The 17,717-nt window shown below is 69.1% G+C and carries 19 protein-coding genes and 1 pseudogene; 10 read left to right on the top strand and 10 right to left on the bottom strand.

The annotated features are described in order from the left end of the window. The first annotated feature begins 34 nt into the window (after window positions 1-34). On the top strand, window positions 35-1,252 hold the full coding sequence (locus VHD82_RS11220) for an NAD(P)/FAD-dependent oxidoreductase (protein ID WP_325700750.1): 1,218 nt from the start codon (window positions 35-37) through the stop codon (window positions 1,250-1,252). A 51-nt stretch (window positions 1,253-1,303) separates the two neighbouring features. Here the strand turns inward: VHD82_RS11220 and VHD82_RS11215 are convergent, their stop codons facing one another. Continuing rightward, complete coding sequence (locus VHD82_RS11215; RefSeq protein ID WP_325700748.1) at window positions 1,304-2,158, bottom strand: SAM-dependent methyltransferase; 855 nt, start codon at window positions 2,156-2,158, stop codon at window positions 1,304-1,306. Window positions 2,159-2,265: 107 nt separating this feature from the next. On the opposite strand from VHD82_RS11215, the gene VHD82_RS11210 reads away from it, so the two are divergent. Continuing rightward, on the top strand, window positions 2,266-3,042 hold the full coding sequence (locus tag VHD82_RS11210) for an alpha/beta fold hydrolase (protein WP_325700746.1): 777 nt from the start codon (window positions 2,266-2,268) through the stop codon (window positions 3,040-3,042). A 136-nt stretch (window positions 3,043-3,178) separates the two neighbouring features. After that, window positions 3,179-3,957: pseudogene (locus VHD82_RS11205) on the top strand (IS110 family transposase); the annotation flags it as partial. Window positions 3,958-4,259: 302 nt separating this feature from the next. On the opposite strand, the gene rraA reads toward VHD82_RS11205, so the two are convergent. Both rraA and VHD82_RS11195 read right to left on the bottom strand, forming a co-directional pair. Beyond that, entirely contained in the window at window positions 4,260-4,742 is a 483-nt protein-coding gene (gene rraA / locus VHD82_RS11200; RefSeq protein ID WP_325700743.1) for a ribonuclease E activity regulator RraA, read from the bottom strand. 56 nt (window positions 4,743-4,798) lie between these two features. Next, on the bottom strand, window positions 4,799-5,881 hold the full coding sequence (locus VHD82_RS11195; protein ID WP_325700740.1) for an FAD-dependent oxidoreductase: 1,083 nt from the start codon (window positions 5,879-5,881) through the stop codon (window positions 4,799-4,801). An 87-nt stretch (window positions 5,882-5,968) separates the two neighbouring features. Here VHD82_RS11195 and VHD82_RS11190 point away from each other — a divergent pair, with 87 nt between their 5' ends. Next, window positions 5,969-6,391 (top strand): MarR family winged helix-turn-helix transcriptional regulator, encoded by a 423-nt coding sequence (locus VHD82_RS11190; RefSeq protein WP_325700737.1) that lies wholly within the window; start codon window positions 5,969-5,971, stop codon window positions 6,389-6,391. A 347-nt stretch (window positions 6,392-6,738) separates the two neighbouring features. Here VHD82_RS11190 and VHD82_RS11185 read toward each other — a convergent pair whose 3' ends face one another. Then, on the bottom strand, window positions 6,739-7,032 hold the full coding sequence (locus tag VHD82_RS11185; RefSeq protein WP_325700735.1) for a hypothetical protein: 294 nt from the start codon (window positions 7,030-7,032) through the stop codon (window positions 6,739-6,741). Between the two features lie 196 nt (window positions 7,033-7,228). On the opposite strand from VHD82_RS11185, the gene VHD82_RS11180 reads away from it, so the two are divergent. Beyond that, the gene (locus VHD82_RS11180; protein WP_325700732.1) at window positions 7,229-7,978 is read left to right on the top strand and encodes an ANTAR domain-containing protein; all 750 of its coding nucleotides are present in this window, start codon (window positions 7,229-7,231) and stop codon (window positions 7,976-7,978) included. Further along, entirely contained in the window at window positions 7,975-8,715 is a 741-nt protein-coding gene (locus VHD82_RS11175; protein WP_325700729.1) for a GAF and ANTAR domain-containing protein, read from the top strand. Before VHD82_RS11180 ends, VHD82_RS11175 begins: the two co-directional genes overlap by 4 nt. On the opposite strand, the gene VHD82_RS11170 is transcribed toward VHD82_RS11175, so the two are convergent. The 4 genes from VHD82_RS11170 to VHD82_RS11155 all read right to left on the bottom strand — a co-directional run bounded on the left by VHD82_RS11170 (window position 8,709) and on the right by VHD82_RS11155 (window position 12,507). Then, window positions 8,709-9,311, bottom strand: coding sequence for a hypothetical protein (locus tag VHD82_RS11170; protein WP_325700726.1), 603 nt, complete (start codon window positions 9,309-9,311; stop codon window positions 8,709-8,711). The genes VHD82_RS11175 and VHD82_RS11170 overlap by 7 nt on opposite strands. A gap of 111 nt (window positions 9,312-9,422) precedes the next feature. Beyond that, a complete protein-coding gene (locus VHD82_RS11165) occupies window positions 9,423-10,109 on the bottom strand; it encodes a class II aldolase/adducin family protein (protein ID WP_325700723.1) in 687 nt (228 codons plus the stop codon). Between the two features lie 8 nt (window positions 10,110-10,117). Next, the gene (locus tag VHD82_RS11160; RefSeq protein ID WP_325700720.1) at window positions 10,118-11,107 is read right to left on the bottom strand and encodes an ABC transporter substrate-binding protein; all 990 of its coding nucleotides are present in this window, start codon (window positions 11,105-11,107) and stop codon (window positions 10,118-10,120) included. Next, window positions 11,104-12,507, bottom strand: coding sequence for an MFS transporter (locus tag VHD82_RS11155; protein WP_325700717.1), 1,404 nt, complete (start codon window positions 12,505-12,507; stop codon window positions 11,104-11,106). Before VHD82_RS11155 ends, VHD82_RS11160 begins: the two co-directional genes overlap by 4 nt. A 99-nt stretch (window positions 12,508-12,606) precedes the next feature. Here VHD82_RS11155 and VHD82_RS11150 point away from each other — a divergent pair, with 99 nt between their 5' ends. Further along, a complete protein-coding gene (locus VHD82_RS11150; protein ID WP_325700714.1) occupies window positions 12,607-13,188 on the top strand; it encodes a PadR family transcriptional regulator in 582 nt (193 codons plus the stop codon). Window positions 13,189-13,267: 79 nt separating this feature from the next. Beyond that, the gene (locus VHD82_RS11145) at window positions 13,268-14,374 is read left to right on the top strand and encodes an NAD(P)/FAD-dependent oxidoreductase (RefSeq protein ID WP_325700711.1); all 1,107 of its coding nucleotides are present in this window, start codon (window positions 13,268-13,270) and stop codon (window positions 14,372-14,374) included. 3 nt (window positions 14,375-14,377) lie between these two features. Here VHD82_RS11145 and VHD82_RS11140 read toward each other — a convergent pair whose 3' ends face one another. Next, on the bottom strand, window positions 14,378-15,232 hold the full coding sequence (locus VHD82_RS11140) for a hypothetical protein (RefSeq protein WP_325700708.1): 855 nt from the start codon (window positions 15,230-15,232) through the stop codon (window positions 14,378-14,380). Between the two features lie 37 nt (window positions 15,233-15,269). Next, window positions 15,270-15,866 (bottom strand): GTP cyclohydrolase I FolE, encoded by a 597-nt coding sequence (gene folE, locus VHD82_RS11135; RefSeq protein WP_325700705.1) that lies wholly within the window; start codon window positions 15,864-15,866, stop codon window positions 15,270-15,272. A gap of 62 nt (window positions 15,867-15,928) precedes the next feature. Here folE and VHD82_RS11130 point away from each other — a divergent pair, with 62 nt between their 5' ends. Both VHD82_RS11130 and VHD82_RS11125 read left to right on the top strand, forming a co-directional pair. Next, window positions 15,929-16,681, top strand: a complete 753-nt coding sequence (locus VHD82_RS11130) for a transcriptional regulator (RefSeq protein ID WP_325700702.1) — start codon at window positions 15,929-15,931, stop codon at window positions 16,679-16,681. A gap of 65 nt (window positions 16,682-16,746) precedes the next feature. Next, window positions 16,747-17,517, top strand: coding sequence for a crotonase/enoyl-CoA hydratase family protein (locus tag VHD82_RS11125; RefSeq protein WP_325700698.1), 771 nt, complete (start codon window positions 16,747-16,749; stop codon window positions 17,515-17,517). The last annotated feature ends 200 nt before the right edge of the window (window positions 17,518-17,717 follow it).

Genomic DNA, 17,717 nt, shown 5'->3' with positions numbered 1-17,717 from the left:
GCCGGTTCGGGTCAAACCGGATGAGGAGAAACCCATGACGGAAACCAGAACCGCGCTGATCATCGGCGGCGGTATAGCTGGCTCGGTGACGGCGATGGCGTTGCACAGGGCCGGGATCGAAGCCACGGTCTACGAGGCGTACGACTCGGCGGCCGATGGGGTCGGCGGCATGCTCGGGCTGGCGCCCAACGGGGTGCGGGCGCTGAGCGTCCTCGGCGCGGACGAGGCGGTGCGCGGAGTGGGCGACCCGGTCACGTCCATGATCATGCGGAGCTGGACCGGTAAGCGGCTCGCCGAGTTCGGCGGGCAGGGCGGGGCGCCGGTGTTCCACGCCGTGTGGCGCGCCGATCTCTACCGTGCGCTCAACGAGGAAGCCGCGCGGCGGGACCTGCCGACCGTGTACGGAAAGCGCTTACAGAAGGCCGGGGAAACCGCCGACGGAGTCGTCGCCACCTTCACCGACGGCACCACCGCGAGCGCCGACGTGCTCATCGGCGCGGACGGGATCCGTTCCACGGTAAGGAAGATAATCGACCCGAGTGCGCCGGAGCCCCGTTACAGCGGGCTGCTCGGGTTCGGCGGGCTCACCCGGACGAATCTGCCTTCCACCAACCATTCCATGCACATGATCTTCGGCAAACGCGCGTTCTTCGCGTACCAAGTGGACGAAGACGGCCGCACCGGCTGGTTCGCGAACCTGCCCCGGCGCGAGCCGCTCACCCGCGCCGAAGCACGAGCGACAGATGCCGCGGAGTGGCTGCGGATCATGGCGGACGTGTTCGCCAAGGACCGGATTCCGGCGCTGGAAATCCTCCGGAACGTCGACCCGGAGCAGCTGGTGAACGTGGGTGCGCTGGAGGATCTGCCGAAGGTGCCGGTGTGGAGCCGGGGCCGGATGGTGCTGGTGGGCGATTCCGCGCACGCGACTTCGCCCAGTTCCGGGCAGGGCGCTTCGCAGGCGATGGAAAGCGCTGTCCAGCTCGCGCGCTGCCTGCGTGATCTGCCGGTGCCGGAAGCGTTCGCGGCCTACGAGCAGCTGCGCCGGGAGCGGGTGGAACGGGTCATCGCCTCGGCAGAGAAGACGAACAGCGACAAGGCCGCCGGCCCGGTGGCGCGGGTGCTGCGGGACCTGCTGATGCCGGTCGCGATGAAACTGCTGGCGAAACCGGAGAAAATGGCCTGGCAGGTGGATTACACCATCGACTGGGACGCGCCGGTCGAGCGCGTGGCCCCGCTCGCAGCCGCGCACTGACGCGGAACCGCCCGCGGGAAAACGGTGCTTTCCCGCGGGCCGTTCCGCGTTTCACGGCTTGCGGGCGACGATCCCGCCGATGCAGTGGGCGGCGCCGCTCAGCGGCGAAAGCCGCGGGCCGTCCGGCCACCACTCGTCGCACGGCACCAGATCGGGCCCGGTCGTCGCGTTCGGCTTGATGATTTCCAGGCCGGGCAGCATGGCCACGATCTCGTCACGGGTGCGGAACCGGCCCGCGCCCATCGGACCCTGCACGAGAATGGCCTCGATCTTCTTCGCGATCTCGGTCAGTTCCGGGGTTTCGGGGTCGAGGAAATGCGAGAACACCACGTACGAACCCGAAGCGAGCGCGTCGATGTACTGCTGCATCACCGCCGGGCCGCCGTCGCCCTCCAGGTGGTGCAGGGTGCCGACGTGCAGCAGCACCGCCGGCTCCGACAGGTCGAGGTGCGCGCTGACGACCGGGTTCTTCAGCACCGTGGCCGGGTCGAAGATGTCGGCCTCGGTGATGTGGACGTTCTCGTTCTCCTCCAGCAGCGCGCGGCCGTGCGCCAGCACCACCGGGTCGTTGTCCACATAGACCACGCGGGCGTCCGGGTTGGTCCGCTGCACGATCTGGTGGGTGTTCTCCGCCGTCGGCAGCCCGGAACCGCAGTCGAGATACTGCTCGATCCTGGTCTGGGCGGACAGGAACCGGCAGGCGCGGTTGAGGAAGCCGCGGTTGCCGCGGGCGATGTCGACCGCCTCGGGCACCGCCTCGTTGATCTTGCGCATCACGACGCGGTCGACCTCGTAATGGTCCTTGCCACCGAGGAACCCGTCATAGATCCGCGCGATACTCGGTCTGGTCGGGTCCACTCCGACCGGAACCTGGCTCGGTGAATGGGTGGGCGGTGCACCGGACATTTGCGGCCTCGCAGAACGTGATGGGCGGCTGACCGACCCAGGGTAATGCTCCCCCTCCACCGCGTAAACGCGACAGTGCCTCAGTTCGGCAACGGCCGCTGTGGGTCGTGCCGGGCAGTAACATCGCCGACGTGTATTTCCGTGCGCACGATGGTGTTGAGCTGGCTTTTCGCGAGATCGGGGAGGGTCGGCCGGTTGTCCTCCTGCACGGTTACATTTCCACCGCACGAGTGAACTGGCTGACGCCCGGTCATGCGGCGAAACTCGCCGCCGGTGGTTTTCGCGTCATTCTGCCCGATCTGCGTGGGCACGGGGACAGCGCGAAACCGCACGACCCGGACGCGTATCCGCCCGATGTCCTCGCGGATGACGGGTTCGCGTTGCTCGAGCATCTCGAACTCACCGATTACGACCTGGCAGGCTATTCGCTCGGTGGCCGCACGGTAGTGCGCATGCTTGCCCGCGGCGCGCGCCCGGGCCGCGCGATCGTCGCCGGCATGGGGCTGAGCGGGATCACCGAGGTCGATCCGGCCGAGCGGTTCCGGCGTGTGCTGGCGAATCCCGGGATTTCCCGCCGTGGTTCGGCGGACTGGCGGGTCGACCGGTTTCTCCGTTCCGTCGGCGGGGATCCGGTGGCACTACTGCGCATTTTGGACACCGGAGTCGGCACCGCGGCCGATGACCTGGCGCGGATCGAAGCGCCGGTCCTGGTGGTGACGGGGGACGAGGATGCTTACCACGCCTCGGCTCCGGCACTCGCCGCGTCATTCGCGCACGGCGAAGCCGTAACCGTGGCGGGTGATCACATGAGCGCGGTGGCCAACCCGGAACTCGGCGCGGTGATGGCGGAGTTCTTGTCCCGCGTTACCTTTCGTAGTTTCTGATCAAGGAGCTGTGGTCGCCAGGTTCGGCATGACTGACGCCCCCAGTGGAAGGCATGATCCGGGAGGGTGGTGTCACCGAGCCTGGCGGCTCGATGCTCGACCGGCGACCACCCGCGACAAACGAATGGCATAGCACCTGACCGGCGTTTACGGGCTGTCTCCCGGCCTCGACATCGGTAAGGATGCCCATCACGCCGTCGGCCTGGATCCTGCGGGAAAGCGGTTGCACGACGGTCCGCTGCCCACCAGCGAACCCAGGTTGCGGGCATTGTCCGACAAGCTCGCGGTGCAGGGACCGCTGCTGGTCATGGTCGGTCAACCAGCCACAATCGGCGCGCTGCCGTCGCCCGCGCCGCCGGTCACCAGGTGGCTTATCTGCCCGGCCTGGCAATGCGCCGTATCGCCGACCTCTCCCCGGCAAGGCCAAGACCGACGCCCGGGACGCGTTCATCATCGCTGACGCGGCCCCTCGTTGCCGCACACGCTGCGCCCGGTCGACGTCGGTGACGAGACGCCGGCCGAGTTGGACGTACCGGTCGGATTCGACGACGATCTGGCCGGTGAGGCCACCCGGCTGGGCAACCGGATCCGCGGGCTGGTCGCTGGCGTTCACCCTGCCCTGGAACGCGCCATCGGACCCGCATCGCGCATCCGGCGGTGCTGGAGATCCTCTCCCGCTGCGGCGGCCCCACCGGCATCCGCAAAGCTGGACGCCGCAAGCTCACCACCATCGTTCCGGGCACCACGGCGGCGGACACCGTGCTGCCCCGCCTGGCCGACAGCCTGAAAACCGTTCCCCTGCAACGCAAACAGGTCGCTGCCGGAGTCGAGGAGATACTCGATGCGCACCCGCTTGCCGGGGTCCTGACCTCAATGCCCGGCATCGGAGTCAGGGCCACTGCCCGCATCTGCCTGGCCCGTCGCCGCTGCGACGTCCTGTTCGCGATGCTGCGCAAACAGACGCACTACCGGCACCCCGAACCCGCAACAGCACCCGCAGCGGCTTGACAACCACATAGGACCCCGCCGCTGTGTCGGGCAATCCCCGCCGCCCTGGTAGGCAAGCCCGCCGACCAAGCAGCCACCACTCCACTGGTGCCTGACCGCGCGCCACCTCGGTCGCCAACCCGCCACCGCAAAGCGTCAACAGGCCGACCAAGGCGTTAAACACCCTGCGGCGCAAGGCAACCACACCGCCCACCGCGGGCGTGGGGGACTCACGCCCGCGGCGGCAGGAGGACTACGCCGTCGTCGTCGGCGTAAAGGAAATCGCCGGGGTGGAACATGACGCCGCCGAAACCGACGGCGGCGTCCACGGTGCCGACGCCGCTTTTGGTGCTCTTGCGCGGGTTCGTGCCCAACGCCTTGATCCCGATCGCAAGCCCCGCCAGTACCGCGCTGTCCCGCACCGCCCCGTTGATCACCAGGCCGGCCCACCCGTTCTCCACCGCCGCGCCGGCGATCAGGTCGCCGGTCAGCGCGGTGTGCAGGGACCCACCGCCGTCGACAACGAGCACGGCCCCCTCGCCCGGGGTATTGAGCAACTCCCGAACCAGACCGTTGTCCTCATAACAGGACACGGTGCGAACCGGACCGGAGAAGGAACGATGCAGGCCGAACTGACGGAACTGGGTGTCGCACACCCGGAGCTTGTCCCCGTGCTCGTCCACCAGATCCGCTGTGCTGAAAGAACTCGTCACCGGGCCATCATGCCTCACACCCGCGCTCCGCCAAGGTGTCCGTCCACACAGGAGCTCTACGCCGGCAACCCGAAAAGCTCCCGGTACAGGGCGATCCTCAGGTCGGCGCCCTTCAACTGTGACGTCTGCTCCGGGCCGAAAATCCCGTGCTCGGCGCTGTAAGACGCGCCACCGGAGGGCCCCAGCGGCAGTGAGATTCCCGGGGGTCCCGGCCGGTAGGTGCGCAACTCGGTCCCGCCCGCGATGAGGGTCGCGATGTTGTCCGCCACCACCACGGCGTGCTCGCCGGCGGCCTTCGCCATCTTCGGCTCGGCGATCGCGGTCAGGTCCCCGAGCGCGAACACGCGTTCCTGGCCCGGCAGCCGTAGCTCGTCGGTGACCTCCACCTGGCCGTTCGGCCGGCGCGCGGACGCCAAGGGGCCGGCAAGGTAATCGCTGACGGGGGAGACGCCGTAGCAGCGGAACCAGATGTCCGCGGTCACTTCACGGCCCTGTGTGGTTCGCACTGTGAAGGACTTCGCCTCGCCTGGCTCCGAGGGCGGGTGCTCGGCGAGCCCGGCGCCGGTCAGCGCTTCCACGCCTAGCGCGGCCAACTGATCGCGCAACTCCGTACGGAACTCGTCGGGGTAAGCGCCGGCCAGGATGTCCTCCGCCGGGTCGACAACCGTCACCGCCTTCTCCGGCCACGCTGCCTTGATCTCACCGGCAAGCTCCAGCCCGGCCGGCCCGGCGCCGAGCAACAGGACGCTTTCGGCCCGCGTCAACGCGTCGTGCGTGGCCCGGATCTTGGCCTTCGCGGCCGCGCTGTCGAACACATCGATCTTCGCCGGAAAGGGGTAGCTGGAACCAGACGCGAGCACCAGGTAATCCGTGCCGAGCACCTCGCCCGAGGCCAGGGTCACCGAATCGGCGTCAGCCGCGAGGGCCCTGTCGCGCACCACTCGGCCGGCAGTCAGCAAGCCGTCGTAAGGGAGGAAGATCCGGTCCGTCCACTGTGGATCGACCAATGCGCGTAGCGCCGCGACCGTGTGCACGAACGTGTCCCGTGGCTCGACGAGCACCACGTCGGCCACCTTGTCGAGCTGTTTTGCCGCCGCCACCCCGCCGTAACCGCCGCCGACGACCGTCACCGTGGCCATGACACCATCCTAGTTCGTAGTGGGCACTGTTCGTACTGCGAACCAAACTAGTTCGTAGTACGAAGGGTCGTCAAGTACACTCGGGCCATGACCACGGGCACCGACCTCGGCTTCGCCGCCGCGCTCGTCCGCATGACGCACTTCGTGCAGCGGGTGTTCGGCGAGGTCAGCCGCGAGCACGCACTCACCCCGCAGCAGGCGCAGCTGCTGTGTCAACTCGTCGCGGGCCCGGTCGGCATGAAGGACCTGGGGCATCGGCTGAACCTGGAGAAGTCCAGCCTCACCGGGCTGGTCGATCGGGTGGAGAAGCGCGGTCTCGTCGAGCGCGTCGACGACCCGGGCGACCGGCGTGCCTGTCGTATTCAGCTCACCGGTGAAGGCGCGAGCCTGGGTGTGAAGGTCCACGACCTCATCACGGCGCGGCTCGAAGAACTGGCAGGTGACGTCACCGCCGGCGACCGGAAACGGCTCGCGGCAACGATTTCCCGGCTACTCGCGGTGCAGGGCTGAGCCCGGCTCGTCGCGACAAGCGTGCCGTCCGTAGCCGTCGAATGTGAGGGTGCGACTCGGGGCGAGCGTCACGTGCCGGCGGGGGCGGATACGCCGGGGAACAACAGCATTCCCACCAAACCCGGCCACCACGGCGGCGTAGCGCGGGCCGCGCAACGCGAGCACCGTCGTCACGGCGACCACATCGGCGGCCGGAACCAGGACAGGGAGGGGACGCGGACGACAGCGAGGAATGCTTCCGCCCCCGAGCGTTCGAAATCGGAAAGCTCCGGGCCACTTGTGCCCGGTGCAACCTCGCCGGTGACCGTCGCCCGTCCCGTCCGGAAATCAACTACCGCGTAACGTGATCAACGGGAGAACAGCCGCGCCACCAGGCCGGTGACCACCAGCCAGAACACGGCTGCCAGTCCGTAGTTCACCAGCACGGACAGCTGGAAGTTGGCGATCGGGAACAAACCCGGGAAGAACAGCGCCAGCGGCTCCGCGATGGAGCGGATGAAACCGACGAAGGCGTTGCCCGCGTTGGCGCCCAGCAGAATCATCAGAATGTAGATGACTTCGACGAGTGCGAACACCGCCCCGATGCCGGTGATCACCCTGGCGGCGGTCGCATGGCCACGGTAGATTCGTGTTCTGGTCATGGCCGGAGAATTCCTCTTTCCGGAGTTCGAAAACCCCGCGCCGGGCAATTACTCCATTCGCCCGTTTTCGTTACGTCGTTCGCCGGGGCGGCCGGGGCGACACGGGTCCAAAGACTCTCGACCGGCGCCGCGAGTCGCCGGAAACTCTGGGTATTGTTCAACCACCTGGCAGCGAGCACCAAGGCGGTACCAGGACATGAACGAGAACAGGGCGGCCGGGGTCTGGGCAGCCATCGCGGCGGCCGCCCGCGACGAAGCCGCCCCGGTCGCGCTCCGGCACGTGTGCCTGGCCTGCGCGGACGCGGTGTCGGCCGATGACGCCGCGCTTTTGCTCGCCAGTACGCTGCACACCTGGGAAGTGGCGTATGCCATGAACCCACTCGGCGAGGAGCTGGTGGAGCTGCAAACCACATACGGCGAAGGGCCCGCGCTCGACGCGGCGGCCGGGTTCGACCCGGTGCTGGTGCCGGAACTGGGCTCGGCCGCGAGCAACAGCCGCTGGCCGGCCTACGGGCCCGACGCCGTACGTGCCGGTGCCGCCGCGCAGTTCTCGTTCCCGTTGCGGGTCGGCGCAGTCCGGCTCGGCGCGCTCGAGCTTTACCGCAGGCGCCCGGGTTCGCTCACGTCCGCGGAGCTGGCCGACGCGACGATCTACGCGGACGCCGCGCTGGCGATCGTGCTGAACACGCGGGCGGGCAGCGTCGACGGGCAGCGTGCCACGGAGGCGGATTTCCTGTCGCGCGGCGCGGAACTGCATCAGGCCGCCGGCATGGTTTCCGTTCAGCTGGGGGTTCCGGTCGGGGAAGCGATGGTCAGGCTGCGGGCGCACGCGTACCGGCACGGTGAGCGCCTGCGGGACGTGGCGCACGCCGTGGTGGCGCGCCGGCTCCGGTTCGAGCGCTCGCAGGCCGGCGGGGACGGCCGGGCGGAAGGGGAAAGGACATGAGCGTGCCCGACGAGCGAGTTGTCCGTACGTTCGTGGAGCTGGCCGACACGCTGGTCGCCGACTTCGATCTGATCGACTTCCTGCACGTGGTCTCGCACCGGTTCGTGGAGCTGCTCGGCGTCGACGCCGCCGGGTTGCTGCTGGCCGACACCAACGGCCTGCTCAGCGTCGTGGCCGCGTCCGATGACCAGGCGACGCTCGAACAGCAGCAGTTGCAGGATCAGGAAGGCGCGGCGATCGACTGTTACCGCACCGGGAGTGCGGTGCTCTGCGACGATCCCGCCGAACTCGCCCGGCGCTGGCCCGGTTTCGCCGAAGCGACCGAAGCGGCCGGGTTCACCGCGGTCGCGGCGGTGCCGATGCGGCTGCGGGACGACGTGATCGGCGCGGTCAACCTGTTCGGCACCAACGCGATCGAGCTGACCGGGGAACGGCTCGGGGTGGGCCAGGCGCTGGCCGACATCGCCACCATCGGCATCCTGCACGAGCGCACGTTCCGGCGGCACGAGGTGCTCGTCGGACAACTGCAGACGGCGTTGAACAGCCGGATCATCACCGAACAGGCCAAGGGCGTACTGGCCGAACGGCTCGGTGTCGACATGACGGAGGCGTTCGCCGTGCTGCGGTCCTACGCGCGCAGCAACAACCGCCGCCTCATCGAGGTCGCGACCACGGTGGTGGAAGGCGGCCCCGAAGCCGATTCGGTGGCGGCCAGGTACCGGCGGCCCGGTCAGTGATCCCCGGTGAACTCGCGGATCAGGGCCACGCTCCGGTCCAATGACGTGAGCGCGGCCCTGATCCGCCCCTCCACCCTCGGGTCTTCGGCGAGTTCGGCCGCCCCGGCCAGCGTCACCCCGGCCGTGGTGACCAGCTCCAGCAGGCTGTCGGCGAACTCGCTCACCGCCGGCCACTCGTCCAGCACCATCGCGACCTGCGCCGCGTAGCTGTGCACCAGCACGCTGCTCATCCTGTCGAACGGCGGCCGGGTTTCGCCGCGTGCCAGCAAGATCACCGCGTGCACCCGGCCCGGCAGCAGGCCGACCGGCACCACCAGGGCGGCCCCGCCCGCGACCACCGCGGGCAGCGCCGTGCGGCGCGCGGTGGCCGCCGCTCCCTCGCCCGTGCGCCAGCTCGGGCCCGCGGTGTTCCCTTGTGACAGGAGCGTGCCTTCGGGCGTCTGAACCGCGACCGCGTCCGCGCCGACGAGCGCGCGCACTTCGCGCGCGGCAGCAATGAGTGTCTGCTTTGGATCCTCGCGCGGCGCGACCCGCAGGCAGGCGTTCAGCCACCGCTCGGCGGTGGGAAGTTCGTTCGGTGGTGCGTTCTCGTGCATCAATCAGTCCCGGAAGCAGTGCGTGGTCAAGCCACCGGGGTCTGGGGCGACAGAGCAAGAACGATAGACCTCGCCCGCTGTAACGGGAAGAGCGGTCACCCGCGCGTTCCGCTACGCCCCGAGGTCGGCAACCAGCGCGCGCCACTGGGTTTCGTTGAAGAAGCCCGCGCCGAGGTCGGGAAGTTCGACCTGATCGGCTGCCGGTACTTCCGGCACGTCGGTGCCCACCTGCAAGGTCACGCGGGCGAGCGTTTCCAGCGCGAGCGTGCGCACCACCGCTTCGGCCACGGTTTCGCCGGTCACTGTCACGCCGTGGCCGCGCAGCAGACACACCGGTTTCCCGGCCATCGCTTCGAGCATCTCCTGCGCGAGTTCGCGCCGGCGGATCAGCACCGAACGCGGATACACCGGAATCCCGGCGGCCGCGAGCCGCATCCCCGGGATGTCGAACGCGCCGTAGACCGGCCGCAGCGGCAGCCCCTTCAGCCCGCAGACCAGCAACGCCGGCGGATGCGCGTGCACCACCGCGCCGACTTCCGGCCTGGCCCGCAGTACCTCGGTGTGGATCGGCAGTTCGTTCGGCACGGTCCATTCGCCGAGGTCACCGCGACCGTCGAGATCGACCAACCGGATGTCCTCGGGCGTGGTGTGCCGCAAGCCTTTCTCGCGCGGGCCTCGGGTACGCACCAGCAGGCCACCGTCGACGCGGGCACTCACGTGGCCGAGGATCCCGCTGACCACGCCGTGCGCGGCCAGCACCCGGCAGGCGTCGGAGACCGTCTGTCGCAGACTGTCCATTCGGGACCTCACAACCGGAATTCGTCGGACGCCGACGCGAGCACGATCTCCTCCGCCGTGCGCACTCGCGAGGCCAGACCCTGCTCGTGCGAATAGCGGGCGAACGTCTCCAGCACGTGCCTGTTCCGCTCCAGGCCGTAATCCCAATAGCCCGGACCGAGGGCGTCGAGCGTCTCCGCGAGATGGTGCTGCAACCACGGCAACATCACCTTCAACGCGTTGCGGTGGGTCAGATCCTCGTAGGCCAGCCGCAGCGATCCGGTGAACGCCTTGGTCAGCGAGCGGGCCAGCCACGGGTGGCGTTCGTGCAGTTCGCGGCGGAGCACGACGGTGTGCATGATCGGGAAGATCCTCGTCCGCCGGTAGTAGTCCTTCTCCACGGCGGTGAAATCCTGGAACAGGTGCTGCACCTGCGGCGAGCGCCCGAAACACGACGGCTGGGAGGCGCTGTAGATCGCGTCCAGCTCACCGGCGGCCACCATCTCCGACAGAGTCTTGCCGGGCTCGATCGGGGTGACGCTGATCGAGTCCGGGAGGTTCAGCGCGATCTTCTCGGCCCGGCCGCTTTCCTCGATCCCGCCGGTGAAATAGCGCACCGAGTCCACCGGCACCCCGTGCTCGTCGGCGAGGATCCCGCGCTGCCACACGCCGGCCGTCATCTGGTACTCGGGCGTGCCGACGCGTTTGCCGACCAGATCGGCGGGTTCCCTGATCCCGCTTTCGGTGTTGACGTAAATGGACTGGTGCCGGAAGAACCGTGAGGGGAACACCGGCAGCGCGACGAACGGTGGTTCTTCGGAGTCCAGGGTGAGCAGGTAGGACGACAGGCTCATCTCGCTGACGTCGAACTCGCGGTGCCGCAGCTGCCGGTAGAACGTCTCCTCGACCGGCAGCGAAAGGAAGTTCAGGTCGGCGCCCTCCGGCCGGACCCGCCCATCCTGCAACGCTCGCGTCCGGTCGTAATCCCAGCAGGCGAAGGACAGTTGGAGACGGTTCACGCGGTGGCTCCTTCCAGGTGCGTGACAGCGGAACGGCGGCGCGCGAGCGGGATGCAGGCGGCCAGCGCGGCGAGGGAACACAGCCCGCAGACGGCGAAGCCGACGAGGTACGAGCTGAGCGCGGGCTGGCCGGCCGGGGTGGTGAGGCTCGCGAAGAACACCCCGGCCACGGCGCTGCCGACCGAGTTGCCGACCGCGTACATCACGACCGAAAGCCCGAGTGCGATCCCGGATTCGGCCGCGGGCACGGCGCGCAGCACCAGCAACTGGGTCGCGGCCAGTGCGACGGCGAGTCCCATCGAGTCGAACCCGAGCGCGATCAGCTCGACGACCGGGATGGCGTGCCCGAGCGCGAAAGCAAGGAAGCCGAGGGTGATCGACGTGAACCCGATCGCCGAAGTCAGCACCAGACCGCGTGGCCGCGCGGTGCGCAGCACGACGATGCCGAGCACGCTGCCGACCGCCTGCGGCAGCGCGAACCAGCCCGCCGTCAGGCTCGACCAGCCATAGCCGAATCCGGACGCCACCGGGGTTTGCGCCAGTCTCGTGACCGCCGACAGCGAGCCGTAGATCCCGAACGCGATGAGGAACGTCATCAGATACGGGAGCCCGACTTCGGGCCGCAGCAGGTAGGACACGTCGATGAGCGGGGTGTCCGCGGTGCGTTCGCGCCACCACCACAGGGCGCCGAGCGCGAGCCCGCCGATCAGCAATCCCAGTACAGGAGCCGAACTCCAGCCCCAAGAAGGTCCCTGGCTCAGGCCGAGCAGCAGCGTTACGAGGGACAGCGTCAACAACACGGCGCCCGGCACGTCGAGGCCGCCGCCGGCGCGGGCGGGCGAGTCGCGCACGAACACGGTCGTCGCGACGAGCCCGATCAGCGCGGCGATCGCGCAGGCCACGAAGAACAGATGCCAGTTCGCGGGATGGATGCCGATGACCGCGCCGAGCAGCAGACCACCGGCGATACCGAGCCCGGTGCCGACGTGGATCGCGCTGATCGCGGTGTGCGCGCGGGCGGGCGGCAGTGTGTCGCTCGCGATCGCCTCCGGCAGCGCGAGCATCGGCAGCTGCGCGCCGATCAGCACGCGGCCGACGAGCACGAGCGGGAGCGTGTTCGCGAAACTGGTGATCACGCAGCCGGCCAGTACCAGCGCCATCGCCAGCAGGATCACGGGTTTCTTGCCGATCAGATCGGCCAGCCGGGTGAGCACGGCGAGGAAGACCGCGCCGGAAAGCAGGCCGGACGTGAGGATCCAGGACGTGCCGGCCGCGGTGGCGTGCAGCTGGCGGCCGATCGCCGGCAACAGCGGCAGCAGGCCGACCTGCACCATCTGCAGCGCGAAACCCAGGTAGGTCAACACGATCACGGCCGCGCGGCCGTTGGCGGGGGTGTTCATGGGGGACTCCGATCGTCGCTGACCGAGCGAGGACGTACGCTAGCGGCGTTCGGAAAAGTATGTCAACGTTTACGTATGTAGTTACATATTGGAGAACGGATGTCCCTGCGGCACGCGTTGCTGGCCCTGCTCGACGCGGGCCCGATGACGGGTTACGAGCTGGCCAAGCAATTCGACCAGTCGGCCGAGCGCGTCTGGCACGCCCCGCACCCGCAGATCTACACCGAGCTGCGGCGGCTGGAGGCCGAGGAGTTCGTCGTCGCCGACGAGCGGCCGCGCGGCACCAAGGCGGTCAAGCGCGCGTACCGGATCACCGGGGCCGGTGGCGCGGAGCTGCGGCGCTGGGTCTCCGAAGTCGAGACGCCCCAACGGGTTCGCGACGTCGCGTACCTGAAGGCGACGTATTTCGAATACATCGCGCCGGAAACCGTGCGCCGCCAGTTCGAGCTGCACAAGGCCCACCATCAGGAACAGCTGCAGCGCTGGGAACGGCATGTGGCGCAACTGCGCGCGCACGAGACGGAGTTGCTGCAGCGCAGGCTCGCGTCCGCGCCGGAAAGCAGACACGAGGCGATCGTGGCCTACAAGGTGCACGTGTACGAGGGCATGGCCGCGCGGGCGCGGACCGAGATCGAATGGGCCGAGCGCGGGCTGGGGCTCGTCGCCGATCTGGAGGGGTGACCGGCGTCACTCCAGCTCGCTGTCACGAAAAGGCTGTCCCCGTAGTCCTGGGTTCGAGATCCTGACGAAGGGACTGAACATGACGACGCAGATCGTGGTCGCGGGCGCGGGCTACACCGGACTCGGCGCGGCGAAACTCGCCGCCCGCTGGACCGATGCACACGTGACGCTGATCAACGCACACGACCGGTTCGTCGAGCGGGTTCGCCTGCACCAGCTGGCCAGCGGCCAGACACTGCGCGACCTGCCGCTGGCCGGGCTGCTCGAGGGCACCGGGGTGGACCTGGTCGTCGACCGGATCACGGGCATCGACGCGGACGCGCGGACCGTGCACACGGCGGGTGGCCGGGAAGTGCGCTACGACAAGCTGATCTACGCGCTCGGCAGCCAGACGGACACGTCTCGCGTGCCTGGCGTCGCGGAGTACGCGCACACGGTCGCGGGCCTGGACGAAGCGCGCCGGCTGCGCGAACACCTCACGGGCAGCAGGGTCGTCGCGGTGACCGGTGGCGGGCTGACCGGGATCGAGGCGGCGGCCGAACTGGCGGAGGCGTACCCGGAGCTGAAGGTGCGGCTGGTGACCAGCGGGGCGTTGGGCGGCGCGCTTTCCGAGAAGGCGCAGCGTTATCTGCGCCGTACGTTCGACCGGCTCGGCGTCGACGTGCGCGACAACGTGCGCGTCGCCGAAGTGCGTGCGGACGGCCTGGCGTTGGAAGACGGCGCGCACATCGCTGCCGACACAGTCGTGTGGACGGCCGGATTCACGGTGTCGCCGCTGGCGCGCGAAGCGGGCTTCGAGGTGGACAAGGACGGGCGGATGGTCGTCGACGAGACGCTGAGGTCGTTGTCGCATCCGGACGTCGTGGCTGTCGGAGACGCTGCGGCGATGCGTACGCCGGACGGCCGCGAGCTGCGGATGGCGTGCGCCACCGGCCTGCCGACGATGCAGCGCGCGGTCCGCGGCGTGGCCGCGCGGCTGGCGGGCAAGGAGGCGAAACCGTTGCGGTTCAAGTATTTCAACCAGTGCATCAGCCTGGGCCGGAAGGATGGGCTGATCCAGTTCGTGCACGGCGACGACACCCCGCGCGAGGCCATCCTCACCGGCCGCGCCGCCGCCCGCTACAAGGAGACCATCGTCCGCAGCACCGTCCTCTTCGAACGCCACCCCACCATCCCCGCCGGCTGACACTTATTCGAACTCGGCGGCGCGCCGCCGGGCCCTCTCGGCGGCGCGTTGGGCGGCGGTCAGCTCTTTCCGCGCGTTCGTGACTTCGGTGTGCTTCTCGCGCTTCGCCTCGACGGCCTCGTCGAGGCGGGCGCGGAGATCCGCGACCGCGGCATCGGCTTCGTCTGCTTCGCGTTCGGCGTCGCGCAAGGCTTGCTCGGCGGACTCCTCGGCTTCGTCGGCTTCTTCCGCTTCGCGCTGAGCTTTCTCCCGCTCGGCGCGAAGGCGCTCCTCTTCACGTCGTTGCCGCTCGCGTTCGGCCTTGCTCGGCGCCGGCTTCTTCGCACTCTCCGGCGCTTGCTTCGGGCGCGGCTTGGCGCTTTTCCGCTCGGGCATGACCGCCGCGGTGAGCCACTGTTCCGGAGACCCGGGCGTCAGCGCCGCGCTCAACCTGGCCGCGCGGACCGCCTCCAGCGCCTGCGGATCCGAGACCGCGGCTTCGAAGGTGTCGGCGATCTGCCGTTCCGCCGCGTCGCTGAAGGCGTACCCCGCTTTGCGCGCGAGCCATTGCGCCCGCTTCCCCAGCCGGTCGATGACTTCGTGCCGCTGCCGGGACAACGAGCGCAGGTCCGCCCCGGACAGGTTCTGATGCGCCCGGCGTAGCGCTTCGCCCAGCTCGGCGAGCTGTTCGATCTCCTCTGGGCACACGCGGCTGACCTGGTTCACCAGCCAGGCCGCGACGGTGGGCTTGCGCAGCCCGGCGATCCGGTCCGCCAGCGCGCGGTCCGGCCGGGCCTGCTTGGCCCGCTCGTCACGAAGTGCCGTGAACTCCTCGCGCTTGGCGCCGAAGAGCTCGTCGGACACCGCCTCGAACTCCATCGCACTCAGTGAAGCACGATCTTCGCGGCCGGACCGGTCAGCGGTTGACGCCGGTGAGCGCGAAGAACTCCTGGCGAGACCGGGCGTCGTCGCGCAGGGTGCCGAGCAGCGTGGACGTCACCGTTGTGGAGCCGACGGCCTGCACCCCGCGCAGCGTCATGCAGGTGTGCTCGGCCTCGATGACCACGCCGACCCCCTTGGGCTGCAGCTGCTCGGCCAGCCAGTCGGCGATCTGCTTGGTCAGCCGCTCCTGCACCTGCGGCCGCCGGGCGAAATGCTCGGTGATCCTGGCCAGCTTCGACAGCCCGAGGATCCGCTCGCCGGGCAGGTAGCCGACGTGCGCGATGCCGGTGAAGGGCAGCAGATGGTGCTCGCACACCGACCGGAGCGGGATGGACCGGGCCAGCACCAGCTCGTCGTAACCCTCGTCGTTGGGGAACGTCGTCAGGTCGAACGGCCGCGGGGTGAACAGGTCCGCGTACGCCTTCGCCATCCGGCGCGGGGTGTCGCGCATGCTCTCGCCGTCGGTCTGCACTCCCAGCGCGTGCAAGAACTGGCCGGCAGCCTGCTCCGCGGCGTCGAGGTCGACGTCTTCCGGGGTGTGCACCACGTGCAGCGCCGTGTTGGAGTACACCGCTGGCTCCTCGCTCTTCAACCGCTATTTCACCAAAAACTATAGGCGTTATTCTTGCGAAGGTGGATGCGAGCCTGAGCACCTCGATCACCGCCGTGGCCGCGCTGGAGGACGAGCTGCGCGGCGCCATGTATTTCTACATCCGGCGGGCGCGCCGTCCCATCACCCGGGACGAGGCGGCCGCCAGCGTGGGTATCTCCCGCAAGCTGGCCGCCTTCCATCTGGACAAACTGGTCGATGTCGGGCTGCTGCGCGCGGATTACCAGCCACTGCCGGGTACCCGTCGCGTCGGGCGCACGCCGAAGGTCTACCGGCCGACCGAACTGGAGATCCGGGTCGCGATCCCGCGGCGGTCGCGCGACGTGCTGACCGAGATCCTGCTGGAGACCGTGCTCACCGGCGCGAAGGGCGAGCAGGCGCGCGATGCGGCGGTCCGGGTCGCGCGGGAACTGGGTGAAAGGGCGTGTTTGCCCGATGACGAAACCGCACCGGCTCGGGCTGAGCGGTTTCTCGAGGAGCACGGCTACGAGCCCGAGCGCGAACCTGGCCGGATCCGGTTGCGCAACTGCCCCTTCCACCCGCTCACCACGCGTTCGCCGGAGCTGGTCTGCCGGCTGAACCACGCGTTCCTCAGCGGTTGCGTCGAAGGCACCGGGATGCGGGCGGTGCTGAGCCCGCAGGCAGGCGAATGCTGTGTCGAACTCCGGCCGGTTCAGACCACTGAGCGGGATGGTCGGCGGAAATCCACCCGTTCGAGTGAGGGGCCGATCTCGGCCCGGCGGGCGGCCGGGAAACCGGAGCCACGATTGTCCTGAAGGACAATGAATACTGGCTCAGTGAATTGGTGTGTGAGAAATTGGCAGACTGCTAACGTCGCGGAATGACTGAGCAGACGGTGCGGGTGGAACGGCAAGGCCCGGTGTACACGGTGATCATTTCCCGGCCTGCGGTCCGCAACGCGGTGGACGGCCCGACGGGGGAGGCCCTGTTCCGCGCGTTCGAAGAATTCGACGCGGACCCGGACGCCGCCGTCGCCGTGCTCTGGGGCGAGGGCGGCGTCTTCTGCGCGGGTGCCGACCTCAAGGCGTTCGGCACCGAACGCGCCAACCGGCTGGCGCCGGACGGCCGCGGTCCGATGGGCCCGACCAGGATGCGCCTCACCAAGCCGGTGATCGCCGCCGTCGCAGGTCATGCGGTCGCGGGCGGGCTGGAACTGGCTTTGTGGTGCGATCTCCGGGTGCTGGCCGAGGACGCGGTCTTCGGCGTTTTCTGCCGCCGCTGGGGTGTTCCGCTCATCGACGGCGGGACCGTCCGGCTGCCCCGGCTGATCGGCGAGAGCCAGGCGATGGACCTCATCCTCACCGGCCGCCCGGTCGGCTCCGCGGAGGCGCTCCGGATGGGGCTGGCGAACCGGGTGGTCCCGGCGGGCACGGAACGCGCGGCGGCGGAAGATCTCGCCGCGGAAATAGCGCGATTTCCGCAAACGTGTCTTCGCAATGACCGGCTTTCCGTGCTCGGCCAATCCGGCCTTTCCGAAGAAGAGGCGTTTTCGGCGGAATGGAAATTCGGAATGGCTTCACTCGCGGCCGATGCGGCTTCGGGGGCGCGGCGGTTCGCCGACGGCGCCGGTCGCGGCGGCTCCTTCGACTGAACCGGCGACCATTCGCATTCCCCCTTTCACGGCGAGTAGAGCAACCCGTCGCGGGTCACGGTCCGTCACTCCGAAGGGGCCAGGTTTTCGGCTTCGTTGAGCCATTTGTGCCAGCCGGGGCGCGGTCGTGGTCACCGGCCGCGTTCGTGTCAGCATGGAGTTTCCGTGCGAGCGCGGCAAAAACCACGTTGTGACCAGCG

The sequence above is a fragment of the Amycolatopsis sp. genome, assembly GCF_035546795.1.
In the GTDB taxonomy this organism is placed as follows: Bacteria; Actinomycetota; Actinomycetes; order Mycobacteriales; family Pseudonocardiaceae; genus Amycolatopsis_E.
This window is presented reverse-complemented; position numbering and strand designations above follow the sequence as displayed.